Source organism: Micromonospora sp. NPDC047730 (assembly GCF_043204765.1).
Taxonomy (GTDB): domain Bacteria; phylum Actinomycetota; class Actinomycetes; order Mycobacteriales; family Micromonosporaceae; genus Micromonospora.
Genome location: NZ_JBIDCU010000001.1, coordinates 17,721 through 32,882 on the forward strand (window position 1 = coordinate 17,721; position 15,162 = coordinate 32,882).

Below are 15,162 nucleotides of genomic sequence, written 5' to 3' on the forward strand. Positions count from 1 at the left end.
CTTGGCCACCAGCCAGATGTACGCGTGTGGCAGCGCCAAGCCGGCAAGGGCGCTACCGGAGAGCGCCAGCCCCAGCGCCGTGGGATTCATCGACCATAGCCGTCGTGGGGCGCGATGTGCCTACGCCGGTCCCGCGTCTGCACCGGTTGGCTCGGGCAGGAAGCGCGGGCCCGGAACTCCTTCGCAGGCACCATCGGATACGTCACGCTCGACACGATGGACGCGTTGTCCGCAGGCGCTTTCGAGGAGTGGATCGCCTGCCTGCTGGAGCGTGACGGCTGCAAGATCATACGGAGGCATGGTGGCCCCAACGATCAAGGCGCTGACGGCCAGACCGCTGCGGCAGCTTAAGCGCATGACCCACCTAGGAGGCGGCAGCTGGCAGGGCATGCAATAGCTTCTACACTTTGGTCCCTGAATACGCCCCTTCCCGGCCAATCCACAGGTCCTGAGCATTCCTCTCACACCACCGTCAGGCCGCTGTCCTCGTAGGCGCTGCGCTGAGGCTGCGGAACCTCCTGCATCTCCACCCACGACTGGCCGCCCAGCCCGACCTCTATCCGCAGTCGGAGCGGCTCGTCGGCGTAGTCTCTACGCCACGCCGAATCACCACCCGAGTACCAGGCCGGCGGGGTGGTGCGCTCGACCGTGAACAGCCACGAGTCGGTGACCTCTTGGCCGTTCTGCTCTGCGGCACGCCCATCCTGGTCTGCGCCGTCGGTACCGGGCCGCAGCCGGAACGGGCCCCATACCTGCCGGCGAATGCGCTCTGCGGTCACATCGTGGCGTGGTTGCCGGTTCTTGCCGTCGTCGCGGATCTCAACCCGGATCCGGTCGTACCGCTCCACGTCCCGAGGGCCCATCAACTTCACCACCAGCAGGCCAACCTCTGGCGGCCATTTCATGTCGAGCGCCAGGTGTAGTTCGGGCCGCATCTCCCGGTGCCGGCGCTTTTCCTCAGCGTCGGCCTGGTCGCGGCGCACACCAACGGAGGTTCGCCACGCCAGGGCGGCGACGACCGCGCCTGTGATGGTGACGGGCGTGAGGAGCACCGCTGTCCAGTCGGCAAGGTTCATGTCTTGGACGTTCACGCCCGAATGATCGCTCACCCGAGCAAGGGGGAGGTACTGCAGGTCGAGGATGGCCTTCACCCTCGAAGGTGACGGCCGCGTGCAGTTCGCGGCGGGATGCCCGGCAGTGCGCTGTTCTCAGCCGTGGCGCCTGAGGGAGAAGCGTCGGATCCCTGGCCTGAATGGGGAAGATGAGCGAGACTCGCCGAATTTTCGTTGGGTCCAGGGCCACCCGGTGATCGGGTAGCGTATCCAATCCATTATGCCTCCGATTTGATCAATGGACGCATCGGATCTTGATCGGCAAGCGAAGGCCTTGGACAGAGGGCCGGCGGGAGGAGCTTCGTGGCGAGAAAGAAGCAACCTCGGGTTGTGCTGTCGTGGAGTGATGTTGAGGCGGCAGCGCAAGATCTTGACGAAGGGCCGCAGGCTCTTCTGCGGGAGTTAGCCGAGGCCTACACCTCCGACGCCGGAGCCGAGAGCCCTGTAGGACTGACTGGACCGTGGTTCCTCCGCAGCCTGCAGGTGCAGGGGCATGTCGGAATTGGCGAGACGCCTCTCGTCCTGAAGCTCCCCCCGACGCCCGGGATTGTGGTGATCTCGGCGCCGAACGGCACCGGCAAGACCAGTGCTGCGGATGCGCTCCGTCACGTCTTGAGCGGCGGAGTTGCCCGCAAGTACGAGCTTGCCGAGGCGAACCTCCACTACGAGGACAGGACGATACAGGCAGTCGTTACGAACGGCCAGGACGACGTCAAGATCAGTTGCAGTGCGGTCGACGCGGTGCGGTGGCAGCAGCCGGACGGCACCGATGGACCTCTCCCAGAAACCTGGAAATCAGCCTATGCACAGTTCAGCCCAGTCTTGCTGTACCCGGAGATCTCGCCGGTCATCGAGAAGCCTGGGCTGCTGCACGACTTTCTCAAAGGGGGCCTGCCGCTCGACGTCCTGACCAGGCTTCTGAAGCTCGTTGACGGCGTCCGGACTGAAGGTCGCACTGCTCAGGGGAAGATCGAGCGCGAGCACAGCGCGGTTCTTGCGCTCGTTACCAAACTGGCGGGTGCTGAAACGCTCGCGGACTTGGTGCGGTCCAGCGGGCCCCTACCTACCGCAGCGCAAGCAGCCGAGATAAGGACGCTGACCAGGGCCTTGCCCCGGGCCGTACGTCGGCCGGACCTGCCCCACAACTGGATCCTCGATAAAGAAGCTGTCGAACGGCTCAAGGATGCGGTCAATGCGGTGCATGAGGCGCGGGTGGCGGTGGTGCCAGGGGCAGACGCCGTTCGGGCAGCGCTGGAGAGTCTCGTCCGAAGCAAGGGGGAGCATCTTGAGCATCTCCGGATTGACGATGTCTGCCCCGTTTGCGGTACGACCGGGGTGGAGTGGCTTGCGACGGCCCGCACGGCGGCGGATCGCCTCACTACCGAGCTTGAGACGCTGAACGCGGCGCAGCGGGTAGCTGACGAGCAGTGGCGACAGCTCGTCCCGGCGGCCCTCCCGGGGCCGCTCCCAGCAGAGACGCGCGAACTCCTGCAACGCAAGTTCCCGGATGACGGTGAGTTCATTGAGCGTTGGGAGCGGTTGTCAGGCCGGATAAGCGGGCTGAAGGTGCATACAGCCTCGAAGGAACTCATCACCGACCTCTTCGAGGAGTCGGAGCAGGTCGGCAAGTGGTACGGGGATGTGCGCAGCAAAATCATCGCGGAGTACGAGGACTCGATCAGTGGCACGGCGGTCGGGGGACAGCAGATCGAGCAGTGGCTTGATTCCGTGGAACGGGAGCGCCGCGCCTGCACACGTGGTGTCTCTGCCGAGAAGCTGAGCAAGGCGGTTGAATTTTGGATTAAGGACACCCGTGCGAGTCTCTTTGACCCTATTGCTGAGCAGGTCATTGAATACTGGGGGGAGTTGAACAGGGATAGCGATCTCCACGTGACCGGTTTGAAGCTTGGTGGCGGTACGCGCCAGGCCGGCAAGGTAAGTATCTCGATTGCAGTCGGCGGCACGAGCGTTTCCCCTGGCCCTGATGCACCGAAAGTGCTGAGCACCGGTCAGCGTAATGCGCTCACGCTTGCGACGTACCTGCCGCGAGCGACTCAGATGAAAAGTCCCTTCCGGTTCTTGATCCTTGATGACCCGATCCATGCATTCGACAGCGAGCGCGTACAGTACCTTGCCCGTACGCTTGTGGAGCTTGCAAAAAACTTCCAGATCGTGGTCTTGACACATGATGAGCGTTTGTGGCGTGAGCTGCGAGCACTTGGAAAGCACACACGGCATTTCCGACTTAGCCGTCTACCCGATGGGGCGTCGACCGTGCAAGTCGCCGATGTCACCTCGCCGGGCATGGGCTTCATCGAAGAATTGGATAAGGTGCTCGGAGCTGAGGCGAACCAGCCATTGGGCTCGGAGGCTGCCCGAACCATCCTCGCCCTGACGATGTGCCGACAGGCACTTGACACCGAAATCGGAGACTGGGTGGAAATCCTAGGGCGGCGCGCGGGCTGGTCGGGAGACCGGATCGCGGCTGCTCGTGACAAAGCTAATGATACTCGCCAACAACTAGATCTCCTTAACGCGATCCTCGCTGAGCTAGGTGCGACACGATTGAATCTACAATCGTTCAATCCAACGATCGACGCGCTCAGTTCGGCTGCCCATGGCCGGGCACCTGAAGATGCCGACGGCAAAAAGCGTAAGCAGTGGATCAGGCAGACGAGGCGAATGCTGCAACTCATCGCCGGCATTGAGGGATGAGCAGTGACGAACTCGCGATGGCCCGTGACGGCAGTGAGCGACCTGACCTCAGCCTACGAGGCTTGGCCCGCCCCGCTCCATGACAAGTGCCTGTTGCGAGCACTTGTGCTCCGAGTGCAGATTGAGCAGGTCGTGGCTGCACTGCCGTCCACGATCATCGCGGGACCGCCCGGCATAACCAGCGTTTCTCGTCGCCTCTTCCTCGCCATCGGGGAGCCCGGCCTCGGCGATGACAGGCGAGACCGACGTGTGCTTATTGTTTGGCGCGCCGTAGCGGTGTACAAGCAGCTCTGCGACCTATTGCATGGCCGAAAATCCAGCACGCGCCTTCCAGCGTCGCAGATGAACGACTGGGAGCTGGTTATCCAAGAGCTATCGGGCGAACTTGAATGTCAAGAAGGATCTTCCTCGTAGGCCGCTGGATCGTCTGTGAGATCGATGTCTGGGGGCAGTACCGGAAGGGCAAGATCTAGCTTTTGCATCAGCGCTCGGTGATTCCTTAAAACTTCACCTGCTCGTGATAGATTGCTAACGAGTACGTCCGTGCGGCGTTTATGCATCTTCCGCACGTCTGGCTCTTCATCGGCCGCTGCCGGGTCTGACATTCGCGTCAACTGTGCCATGACGTCTTCCCGAACATACCTGTATCGCCGCACCAGGATGTCATGCCGCTGATACGTCTGGACGATGTCCCGAGCGGACTCCCACTCCCGGCTGGCAATCTTGTAGTCATCGGACCCGCCAAGACCAGCCATGTCGGGTGCGGGCCGCGCGTCTCCCGTAAACCATCTGGCGGCGTAGAAAGTGCCACAGTCTTGCCGCGGTGACGCTCGTACTGAAAGTTCCTTGCCGACCGGATAGATCAATAGAATAGGCGGCACGTTCAGTGCCATGGCGAGGATGATCGCTTCCGGCACTGTAACGCTTCCTCGCCGACCAGTCTCGATGTTGGCAATAATGTTTCGAGGGATCGGGTACCCAAGGGACGCGCAACGCTCAGATAGTTGCTGGGCACTAAGGCCACGTACATTCCGCCAGTTGCGGATCTGCGTAGCGATAGTCTGGTTTGTCTCTGCGCCCCAAGAGTCAATGCGGCCTGCATGCGAGCCGTGACTACGCGGAGCTATCTCGGCGAAGCTGTCGGTGTCGTATCCGGTGGGCCCCTGGGGATGGTGTGTCACGTTGACACAATAGCTGGCCGAATGTAGGGGATCGACGCAGGAAACGTGCAGGATTCGCCAGGCCTCGCTCCGCAGCCGCGCCAAGGGGAGTTGCCGGGCCTGCGCTGCGGGTGGGATGATCAGACGATCTGGCCCACGTAGGGCCGGAATGTCAAGTTCAACAAGGAGGTGGTCGACACGACGGGCGATCCCGCCAGCAGTGCCCTGGAGCCGCCGGGCCTCGGGATGGGTGACCGTTGCGACGGGTCGTGGCCGCTATGGCGGCGCGTCAACCCGCGCTGGCGGTCACCAACGCGTGATCAACGGGGCGATGCTTACGCTAGGCCCCCAAGAAAAACGCGATGGCGCAGCAGTAAGCTTGCTCACCACTGCGCCATCGCCAACAAGATCTAAACCCGACAGGATCAACTTTTCCACGAGCGGTCCTGCGGGTCCAGACAACCCGCCCTACCGGGCGCACATGCACCTGATGACTGCGGCTCACGTCCGTGCGCCGCAGCGCACCCTGTTGCATGCGTGCACCACCGTACAACAGTACGCGCATCCTGTGCCACCGTCGGGTGGCTGACCAGGGATCGTACGTACCGCTGTCGTGTCCCGGTCGGGCGGGCAGAGAGGACTCTGTCAATGCCTACCAACCGAGTCGAAGGGTGGCAGGATGCCCTGCTGACCCGACCGCCTGACCGCCTGGAAATCGATCTCAACACGGCTGCTGATCCCGTATCCCTTTGGGGGCGGATCGCTGCCGAGTACAGCGAGTGCTGGGATGGGTTCTTCAAGGGCGACCTCAACTGCTGCGAGCACAACTGGCCGCCGCTGGACGAGGACGAGCCCCAGTGCCTGGGCTGCGGGTTGAATTACGCGGAGTGGTCCGAGTAAATCTAGGTGATGGGGTGGCTGCCGCATGTGTTGCGTCAGCCACCCCTCTACTTCCCGCGGCAGCCGAATGTCGCAGGGAGCCATGGTCCTCGGTGCGCTGGAGATGCCCTATGCATCGTCCCAACAGGCAGCGTGGTGCCGCTTTGCCAGGACGCCGCAGCTCGACCTACTCGCTTGGAGTTGGACGACCGAGGTTGCTGGACCGGCAGCTCTGAGGGCATCGACCCGGGCGCCGATGTGCACATGCCGGAGCGGGCGCTGCCGGACTACGACGACGCGATGCCGGAAACCGGCGGCCGAGCTACGGTTCGCCGACCTCGACGACTAACGGTTCCGCACCCGGTCGGGCCTCAGGAGAGCACGAGCCTGCGTTGCTGCCCGTGGCGCGGGCGGGAGTGCGATCGGGTGACGTGGAGGTCGGCCAGCAGCGTCGCGACGCGTTTGGCGGTCATCGAGGTGCCGCAGTCGGCGTGCACGACCTGTGGGACGCCGTGCACGGCGATGACCTCGGTAATGAAGTCGTGGGCGATGTCGGCGCTCTCTCTGGCCGCGACGTGGTGCCCAACGACATACCTGGAGTAGATGTCGATCATGACGTAGGCGTCGTAGTAGACGCCCTTGGTCGGGCCGGGCAGTTTGGTGATGTCCCAGGTGAACACCTGCCCCGGCCCGGTGGCGGTCGGCTCCGGGCGTGCCCGGGCGGGGTGTCGGGCCTGGCGGCGCCGGTCGACGACCTGTTGTTCTCCCGCTGATGATCACCGGCTTGCCGTCCTCGTTGGTCCTGATCTCCGCGTCGATGCTGACGATCGCGTCGGCGGCGTCGGTGAGGACGCCGCCAGCGTCGGCTTGATCCTCTCCGATTCGCTGCTCGGCATACGCAGCAGGTCGCCGATCTGGTCGGCCTGCCAGGGCTTGAGCTACTGGCGAGCCCTCATAGGGTGCAGGTGAGAGGCGAGGTAGTCGCCATAGCTCGGACCTGCCGGACAACACGGTGTCAAGAATCTGACGGTCTGGTTGGATCAGGCAGGTGCGGCTGAAACAATCGACGATTCCTGGGGACCCGCGGCTCGCGGTTCAGGAGCATTGAATCGCACCGCATGCAGGTGGACACTACCTGCCGGATCAGGAGCGAGGTAAAAGGGAGATGCCTGCGGATGAGGGTCTCACCCGCAGGTTGAAGGCGTTGGCATGCACCGTGCCTTTGCACGAGCTGGATGCGCGTCGGGGCAAGCTCGAGTGGGTGGACGCGTCGGTCTACCAAATGGCTGAGATCGCTTTGCATACGATCGATCAGGTCACGATTGCGATGGACTTCGACGCTGGGGCTACCCACGATACTATTCTGGACCGCGTTCGGCCATTCGTTGCGGCCCAGGCTCCTGACCGCGACAGCGAGGAGCATATCCGGGTGATCCAGTGGGTCCTGGAGAACTTAATCAATGTCGGCACTGTGGACCGCGCTTTCCGGCGGGTCTACGGTGAGGTTGATGCCGATGGCGTCTATCAGCGTCGGGTTTTCGATTTCAAGCTCGTTGTAGAGCTGGCAGCACCTGGTGGCGGAGTCTACCTGCGGACCACCGATGAGGCGATTAACGTCCTCGTGGGAGCCTTAGACACCGATGTTCAGTCCGCTCAGGTCGCGGCGGAGGTGAAGCTTGAGAACCTGATCAGTCGCGGCAAGCTCGTAGACGCCCGCGTGGCGGCTGAGCAGGCCCGGTATCGCACGGTGCAGTACGGCGAGGCGATCAGGCGTCGTCTCGATGCGACCCGACGCGACGTCCGTACGGTCGATTGGGAAGCTGAGATCCCCGACCTGCTGGATACCGCGCTCAAGCATATTGAGGAAAGGTTTGAGGTAGAACACAAGATCCTTGCCACCATCGCGGTAGCCCGGGACGAGTCGGAGGACCCGTCACATAAGCGGCGTGCGGCCGAGTTGGCGGAGATCGTCTCAGATTGCGTGCGGCGGCACACCCAGCTTCAACATCGGCTGCTATCCGCCCGGGCGATCTTCCGTGCCGAGCAGGACCGCCAGCAGTTCTCCGGCCGTCCGCAGCGCTCCACGTTCAACCTTTACGGCCAGTTGCTGACGCCGCTGCTGCAGACCTCTATTACCGAGGCTGTGCCTTCGGTGGAGGCGTTCTTCCGCGCTGCCACCGGTGTACGCGTGCCCGACGTGCCCTCTCTGGCATCGCTTGTGGCGAGGTTGCTGCGGCCCGCGCCGCTGCGCGATCGTACTGTTGGTCCCGTCGCGGATCCGGAGTTGGACGTGTCGGCCGTCGATCGAGCCCGGTTCACCGATGAGCTCTGGCAGATGTCGGATGAGCTGTTGGATCTTTCCGGTGTTACCCGCTCGCTGTCGACGCTACTCGAGCAAGCTACCGTTCACGGCCCGGATCTGCCCGTGCTGGTGGCGTTGCGGGCCGTGCACGCGTTCAGCCCTGCTGTTGGTAGTGCCATGCGGCATGGGCAGCGTCGTCTTCTTGTGGCCGTTCCTGCCGGCACGCGGATCGGCCCCAGGTCGGCCGGAGCGGGTGGCGACGATTTGCTCCTGACCCGTGCGGATGTGGTCCCTAAGGATTCCGTGCGAGCAGAGGCAGATGGTGCCGGGGCGGTCGGCGAATGAGCGACTCCGCAGCCAACATGGACGCTGAGGCAGCTGCACGCTTAGTCGATTTCGGTCTGCGCACCAGGCAGGTTCCTGACCGAGATCGTACGTACGGCGAACTTGTTCGCCGCTACCTGCAGGACACTGCCTTCGCGCAGCTGGTGCGTGCGATCGCGAGCGGCTTCGGGCTTGTCGTGTTGGATGTCAGCAGGCGTGGCGGCATCGTGGTGGTGCCCACGACAGAGTCGGTATTTGAGACGAAGATGGAGGACTACGCTCGCCAAGCCCGCGTCCGGGAGCGCCGAGATACCGAGAAGGTCCTGCACGGCATTGTGCACCTCGCAGTGGCGGCGCTGAGCTTCCCGCGTCCAGCCGACCTGGCCGATGACAGCTACGTCGGTCGAGTTTCGGTCGCCTACGTGGATGCGATGGTGCGCGAGACATGCCGGGTCTTGGAGGAGCGCGTAACCCAGGCAGGAGAGAGGGAAGACCCGAGCGCGGAGGCTCCCGAGTTGGAGCAGGTGTGGCGTGCCTACTCCCGCCGGCCGGAGACGGCCACAACCAGAGACAGTCGGCTCAACGCCGGCACCACCCGTGGGATGGTCAGCAGGGCGCTGCGCTGGCTCGCCGACCGCGGCCTGCTGGTGCAGGTCGGCGAGGAAGGCAACGGTGTGTATCGGACGACCAGCCGGTACCAGATTCAGGCACGCGAACTAGCCGCCGAGTCAGCCTTCCGTGAGCTGCTCTCCCTCGGCGTGGTACCCCCACTAGACGGAGAAGGCGCGCTAGCACCCGGCGTAGCTGGCGGCCTGTGGGAGGGGGCGCCGTATGTATGAGCTTTCGCGTATCCGACTGTTCTCCGTTGGCCCGCCTGGTGCACGCTACGAAGACGTCCTTATTGACCTGTCCGGAGCGGGAGCCTCGATTCAGCACCACCAGCCGATGCTCCTGGGCCCGTCGGCTCCCATTCGTCGTCCCTCTCCAGCCAGCGTGCTGTTCCTGGAGAACGGCGGCGGCAAGTCGGTCCTCATCAAGCTCATATTCTCCGTGATGCTGCCTGGCCGCCGTCAAGTCGTCGGCACGACGAATACGAAGGTGCTGGAGAAGTTCGTCCTCGCCCGCGATGTGGCCCATGTGGTCCTGGAGTGGATGCACACCCAAACCGGCCGCCTTCTCATCACGGGCAAGGTATCTGAATGGCGCGACCGCCGGATCTCCACCGACGCGGATAACCTTCTGGACTCCTGGTACAGCCTGCGTCCGGGGCATCGCGTGGATTTGGATACGCTCCCGTTCGCCGAGGACGGCCTAAAGCTAAGCGTGGCGGAGTTCAAGACGCGGCTCGCTGCCGTCAACGCCGACGACCCGACCGTTGACCTGTACTGGACACGTACGCACGGCCTTTGGACCGAACAGCTGGACGCTGTCGGGCTCGACACTGAGTTGTTCCGCTATCAACGCGCGATGAACGCCGGCGAAGGTGAGGCAGCCGACGCGTTCACCTTCGCCAGCGACGAAGCGTTCGTAGAGTTCTTGCTCCGCGCCGTGCTACCCGAGGACGGTCCCAACGAGGTCGCCGACGTCCTGGCAACCTATGCAGACACCCTGTCGAGCCGAAGCGACCTGATGCTCGAAAAGGAGTTCGTCGGATCTGTCCTCGCCTTCCTTGTGCCGCTCGCTGAAAGGCAGCACGCCGCCATCAAAGCGCGCAACCACGCCGACTCGGCGGTTAAGGCACTCCAGGAACTGGCTGCCATGGTGGCGAGCCGCACGAGGCGGCAGACGGAACTCCTCGCTCAGCGTCAGAAGCATGTTGCTGAGATCGAGGCGCAGGAAAAGGCGACAGCCGCGGCACTCGCGTCGCAGAAGGACGTCCACGCCGAGCTCAAACTACGTGTAGCACAGCTCCGGCTGGCGGATGCACTTGCGAGGCAGAAGACCGCTACCGATGCCGCATCGGAAGCCAGCCTCACGGCACAAGCGTGGTCGGCGACCGGGACCGTACTCAAGCAGATGCAGGCCGAAGATCGGGTCCAGGGCTTGGAGAAGCTCGTTCATGCTCGTGAGGACGCCGCCCGTCCGGCGCTGGAGCAGCGCAACGCAGCCGCCCGAGCCCTAGCACGCGGCCTGATGTCCATCGCCCGATCGGCAGACGAGGAGGCGCTGCTTAAACGCGAGCAAGCAGCCGACCGCACGACGAGAGCTGACGAGATTCAGGGGCAGCGCGACGAGGCTGCGACCTCCGCCGCACAGGCAGCCGCACGTGCTGAACAACTCGACGAACGTATCGCCGAAGTGCGGCAGGAAATCGTTGCGGCCACCCGAGACGGGCTGCTACTTGAGGGAACGCCGGCAGCGGAGGCTGCCGCCAGCCTGAAGGAACGGGCTAAACGCGAGGGTGCTGCTCTGGCCCGCCAGGAGCAGCGGCTGCGGGACCTCGATGCAGAGCAGCAAGAGGCACAGGTTGAACTCGACAGCGCCAAGCAAGCTTTGACCGGCGCCCAGCAGCGCCTCAACGAGGCATCCGGCGCGGTGCGTCGGGCCACGGAGCGGACCGATGCGCTTGCGGCCGTGCCGAGGTTGGTAGACCTGCTCGACACCGACGACGTGCGCCTCGACGTCGACACTCCCGCGCTCCTGAGGCTTCTCGCCGAGGCTCAATCCCGGACCGATCAGGCTAGGACGCGGTTGCGCGTGGCTGAAGCATCCGACGAGCAAGCACGTCTAGCGTTAGACGCAGGCGACCTGCTACCACCCCCGACAGATGTCATGCAGATCCACGAGACACTGCGGAACGCGGGAATCACCTGTTGGACCGGTTGGGAATACCTCACCGAGATCCCTACCGTGCACGCGCGGGAGGCCGTCGTGCGACGGCTTCCCCATCTGGCCGGCGGGGTTCTGCTCAACGACCCGCAGGACTTGGACCTCGCTCGCAGACTTGTCGCTGAAGCAGGCCTACGACCGACCGCGGTCGTTGCCGTCGCAGCAACACACGCACTCGCCCAGCCCGAACCCGACGCGGGTAACCCAGCGACGCGCGAGGTGTTCGTTGTCCCGCCACACTCTGCGCTGTACAACCCAGAAGCCGCCGAGGCCGAGCGCCTTACCATCACTGCGAGGCACACCAGACGACTCATGGAACTGGAGGGCCTGGATGCGCGTCTGGCCACCGACCGTGAGCTCGCCACGCGTCTGATGGCGTGGCGCGAGGATTATCCCCCCGGCAGCATCGCCGCGCTGGAGCAGCAGGCACACGGCTGCGAGCGTCAGGTCGAGGAAGCCGCAGAAGTCGTAGATCAGCGTGCCACCGTTGTCCTGAAATTCACGCAAAGCCGCGCTGAACTCCGTGACGCCCTGCCCGAGTTACGCGCAGCGCTAAGTGACCTTGAGCGCGACAGCAATCGACTGTCAACCCTAGCTGAGCGCGAACGTCAGATCACTACTTGGTCTCGTGAGGCGAGCAATGCCCGGAATATTCAGGCCGAGGACTCGAAACGCGCCGAGGGCCTTCAGAGGCATTGCGCCGAGCTTCGTCGCGAAGCCGCTGACCTGCAGCGCGAGGCTGACCAGCACGAGTCAACCGCCGTTCGGGCTCGCGCCGATCTCGCCGACATTCGCGGCGCGGCGCAGGTCAGTGAGGATGACCCGATTCCTGAAGCCGCGATACCGGTATTGCGGGAAAGGCTCCAAGAGGCTGAACGCACATATTCACAAGCCGAGGTTGGCGCCGACTTACGCTCCGCGCTGGATCAGGCCCACCGTGCCGAGGCTCAGGCCAACGCCGCCTTGCGGGAACTCGGTGAAGGGGTCGCTATCCGGGCAGGCGAACTGCTGTCGTCGCCGTCCGGTTCGGACCCCGCATCTCGTGCTGCAGCGCGCGAGCGTGCCGAGGCGAACGCACTGAAGGCTGAGACCCAGCGGGCAGCCGCCGTGGGCACCGTTACTGCGGAACAAACCCTTCTGGACGCGCTTCCACAGCCTGCCCGACCGGTACACCTGCCAGAAACGCCGCGAGACGTCGCGCAAGGCGAACGCCTACTCAATGTGGCTGCAACCAGCATCGACAAGGTCATCGCCGACCACGAGGACCTCACAAGACAGCGTGGTGAGGCAGTCCAAGCGATGGAGGAAATTCGCCAAATCGCCAACGCCTTCCAAATCCTCAATGCGACCACCGCACCACACGCCCAGGACGGCGAGGTGAACACCGCCGACGCCTTCGACGGCGACGTCGACACCGCTCGCGAGCGGTATACCCGTCTACACGCCGCATGGCAGAAGGCGGACATCGAGGCCCGGCACGCCGAGGACGATCTCCGCTCCGCAGCCGACGACGTAGCACAATGTGCGGCCGATCGAAAATTTGAGACGTTGAACGCCCCTGTCCGAACCCAGATCGTCGCGATACATCGCAACACGCTGCCCGACCACGCCACCACGTGGATCGAGGCATTGCGTCCGCGCCTGCGTTCCCTCGTTGACGACCTTGACCAGATCGACCGCCACCGCAAAGCCATCGTGGTACGCCTCCAGGCTCTCGTCGAAGACGCCCTGCGGACCCTACGCCAGGCACAACGGCTGTCCCGGCTTCCCCGTGGCCTCAGCGACTGGTCTGAAAAGGAGTTCCTGCGCATCGCCTTCACGCCGCTGGAGGGGGCTGTCCTTGCAGAACGAGTCGGGGAAGTCATCGACGAGGCGGCGCCCGGAGCCGGCCGCGCCGCCAAAAGAGACGGCATCACTCTACTGCTTCGAGGCGTCATGGCCGCGGTACCAAAAGGTTTCCACGTCGACCTGCTCAAGCCCGACGCCGTTCTACGGGACGAACGGGAACGCGTCTCGGAGATCACGGACGTCTTCTCCGGCGGTCAACAGCTAACCGCCGCGATCATCGTCTACTGCACCATGGCAGGGCTGCGCGCCAACGACCGCGGACGACCACGCCTTCGCCACTCCGGCGTGCTCTTCCTCGACAACCCCATCGGGCGGGCCTCTGCTGGCTACCTGCTCGACCTTCAGCGCGGCGTCGCCGCCGCCCTCGGGGTTCAGTTGATCTACACGACCGGTCTATTCGACGCCGAGGCATTAAGCAACTTCCCCGTGATCGTCGGGCTACGCAACGACGCCGACCTGAGGGCCGGACGGAAGTACCTCTCCGTCGAACACACCGTCCGCCCCCACCTAAACGGACTCGCCCCACCCGACGGCACCGGCGTCCTATCGTCGACCAGGGTCCTACTGCGTGATACAAATCGATATGACCAGCCTGCACCCCCACGCCCATGACCTGCACGTACAACTGGTCGGATGGGCCAACAGCCAAGGCTGGCGCGGCACCAGCCGCAAGAAAGTTCCCATCGCCCAGGTCTGGGCCGCCTTTCAAGCCCTCAAGTATCACGAGCCCGACGCCGTCCATGGCAGCACACAACTCTCCCAGCTCCTGAAGGACCTACAGGAGCACCGCCTTGTAACCCCCGGCCGAGCCGACGATCGCGAAAAGATCCCTCTTCCACTCCTGGTCTGGCTCGAGGCCACCACAACCGCCTCCTCAGCCACTCCGCCGCCAATGCCTCGCTGGCATCACTCGATCTACGACTTGGCCCACCATTGGCAAACCGCGACGCCCAAACAGCGAGCCGCCTATACAGCGATCAACACCTGGCTGATGAGCAACCCCGACCAAACGCCTGTACCGATCCGCGAACGCGCGCTCGAAATATTCGGCATGTTCGGGATCGAGGATCACTTTCCTTTCCCCGAAAAGACATTCGGCACCCTGAAGTCAGGACCGCTATTTTCTGACACCGACCGGCTGCTGGCCTTGCTGCACGCATTCACCATTCCACCTCCGCTGCTCACCGAACGATTCCTCAACGAGGTCGGCGATGGCTACTACCAGCGAGTCGGCAAAGGAGACCTGCTGATGGTCGTCGAGAATTCGGCAACATGGTGGTCGCTGGTACACGCGTTGCCACAAGATCACAGCCTCGGCTATCTCGCATGGGGGCTAGGCAACACCTTCACTGCCTCGATCGAATCAATCTCGGACAAGCATGGAATCACTGAGGTCCGGTACTTCGGCGACCTGGACCTCACCGGAGTACGCATCCCCCGTGCAGCCGCACGGACCGCCATTACCCATAACCTGCCGCCCGTGCGACCCGCCATGCACCTGTACGCAGATTTAGCGAAGGTCGGGCGGTGCACCCCCAGCCGAGAACGTAAAGTCTCTACGACTGAAGCGGCCGACCTGGTCGACTGGCTACCCCCATCGCTCCGTCGAACCGCAGCGCAACTTCTGGTCAACGGCCGACGGATCGCGCAGGAGTGGGTCGGCTACCGGCACCTCATTCAAAAAAGCACATGGCACGCTGACGTGGTCTGACATCTTGTCGGCTCGATCATCACCAGCAGTAACCGTGGCCTCGTGCCGCTGCGTGTGCGCCGTACCTGGTGCGGCGGGGGCTGCCGCGGTGCCCGAACCTTTGTACTGCAACGGCAGTAGGCGAATCGAGTTCGGTTCGCGTTCGTTGGTCGGAGTCATCGCCCGCCCCCGCCGGACGGGACAATGCGGGTCAACGCGGGCCACTCCCTGCTGCCCCGGTTGCATATGCACAAGCGAGCACCCTACGAGCATCCGAAATCCACAGTGGATGGCAAAGCGTGG

General features: G+C 63.8%; 9 protein-coding genes and 1 pseudogene. 7 read left to right on the top strand and 3 right to left on the bottom strand.

Annotated features, from left to right (window positions below; translation table 11 throughout):
• Positions 1 to 216 precede the first annotated feature (216 nt).
• Positions 217 to 351: a restriction endonuclease gene (locus ACGF5G_RS00055; RefSeq protein ID WP_393257304.1), complete on the top strand. Its 135-nt coding sequence runs from the start codon at positions 217 to 219 to the stop codon at positions 349 to 351.
• Positions 352 to 461: 110 nt separating this feature from the next.
• Here the strand turns inward: ACGF5G_RS00055 and ACGF5G_RS00060 are convergent, their stop codons facing one another.
• Complete coding sequence (locus ACGF5G_RS00060; RefSeq protein WP_393257306.1) at positions 462 to 1,151, bottom strand: hypothetical protein; 690 nt, start codon at positions 1,149 to 1,151, stop codon at positions 462 to 464.
• A 264-nt stretch (positions 1,152 to 1,415) separates the two neighbouring features.
• Between ACGF5G_RS00060 and ACGF5G_RS00065 the strand changes: the two genes are divergently transcribed.
• The gene (locus tag ACGF5G_RS00065; RefSeq protein WP_393257308.1) at positions 1,416 to 3,827 is read left to right on the top strand and encodes a hypothetical protein; all 2,412 of its coding nucleotides are present in this window, start codon (positions 1,416 to 1,418) and stop codon (positions 3,825 to 3,827) included.
• A 392-nt stretch (positions 3,828 to 4,219) separates the two neighbouring features.
• Here the strand turns inward: ACGF5G_RS00065 and ACGF5G_RS00070 are convergent, their stop codons facing one another.
• Positions 4,220 to 4,720 carry a hypothetical protein gene (locus ACGF5G_RS00070; RefSeq protein ID WP_393257310.1) on the bottom strand — a complete coding sequence of 167 codons (501 nt, stop codon included), beginning with the start codon at positions 4,718 to 4,720 and terminating at the stop codon, positions 4,220 to 4,222.
• A 915-nt stretch (positions 4,721 to 5,635) separates the two neighbouring features.
• On the opposite strand from ACGF5G_RS00070, the gene ACGF5G_RS00075 reads away from it, so the two are divergent.
• On the top strand, positions 5,636 to 5,887 hold the full coding sequence (locus tag ACGF5G_RS00075) for a hypothetical protein (protein WP_393257312.1): 252 nt from the start codon (positions 5,636 to 5,638) through the stop codon (positions 5,885 to 5,887).
• Between the two features lie 383 nt (positions 5,888 to 6,270).
• Here ACGF5G_RS00075 and ACGF5G_RS00080 read toward each other — a convergent pair.
• Positions 6,271 to 6,627 (bottom strand): annotated as a pseudogene (locus ACGF5G_RS00080) (DDE-type integrase/transposase/recombinase); the annotation flags it as partial.
• Positions 6,628 to 7,031: 404 nt separating this feature from the next.
• On the opposite strand from ACGF5G_RS00080, the gene ACGF5G_RS00085 reads away from it, so the two are divergent.
• The 4 genes from ACGF5G_RS00085 (at position 7,032) to ACGF5G_RS00100 (ending at position 14,880) form a co-directional block, all read left to right on the top strand.
• On the top strand, positions 7,032 to 8,513 hold the full coding sequence (locus ACGF5G_RS00085) for a hypothetical protein (protein WP_393257314.1): 1,482 nt from the start codon (positions 7,032 to 7,034) through the stop codon (positions 8,511 to 8,513).
• Complete coding sequence (locus ACGF5G_RS00090) at positions 8,510 to 9,331, top strand: hypothetical protein (RefSeq protein WP_393257316.1); 822 nt, start codon at positions 8,510 to 8,512, stop codon at positions 9,329 to 9,331. The genes ACGF5G_RS00085 and ACGF5G_RS00090 overlap by 4 nt, the downstream gene beginning before the upstream one ends.
• Before the next feature lie 154 nt (positions 9,332 to 9,485).
• The gene (locus ACGF5G_RS00095; protein ID WP_393257318.1) at positions 9,486 to 13,781 is read left to right on the top strand and encodes a hypothetical protein; all 4,296 of its coding nucleotides are present in this window, start codon (positions 9,486 to 9,488) and stop codon (positions 13,779 to 13,781) included.
• Positions 13,753 to 14,880, top strand: coding sequence for a hypothetical protein (locus ACGF5G_RS00100; protein WP_393257320.1), 1,128 nt, complete (start codon positions 13,753 to 13,755; stop codon positions 14,878 to 14,880). Before ACGF5G_RS00095 ends, ACGF5G_RS00100 begins: the two co-directional genes overlap by 29 nt.
• The last annotated feature ends 282 nt before the right edge of the window (positions 14,881 to 15,162 follow it).

Bases quoted from the DNA above. Each gene is read 5' to 3' on its own strand.
- ACGF5G_RS00055 (WP_393257304.1), top strand. From the start codon at position 217: ATGGACGCGTTGTCCGCAGGCGCTTTCGAGGAGTGGATCGCCTGCCTG.
- ACGF5G_RS00070 (WP_393257310.1), bottom strand. From the start codon at position 4,720: ATGGCACTGAACGTGCCGCCTATTCTATTGATCTATCCGGTCGGCAAG.
- ACGF5G_RS00075 (WP_393257312.1), top strand. From the start codon at position 5,636: ATGCCTACCAACCGAGTCGAAGGGTGGCAGGATGCCCTGCTGACCCGA.
- ACGF5G_RS00085 (WP_393257314.1), top strand. From the start codon at position 7,032: ATGCCTGCGGATGAGGGTCTCACCCGCAGGTTGAAGGCGTTGGCATGC.
- ACGF5G_RS00090 (WP_393257316.1), top strand. From the start codon at position 8,510: ATGAGCGACTCCGCAGCCAACATGGACGCTGAGGCAGCTGCACGCTTA.
- ACGF5G_RS00100 (WP_393257320.1), top strand. From the start codon at position 13,753: ATGACCAGCCTGCACCCCCACGCCCATGACCTGCACGTACAACTGGTC.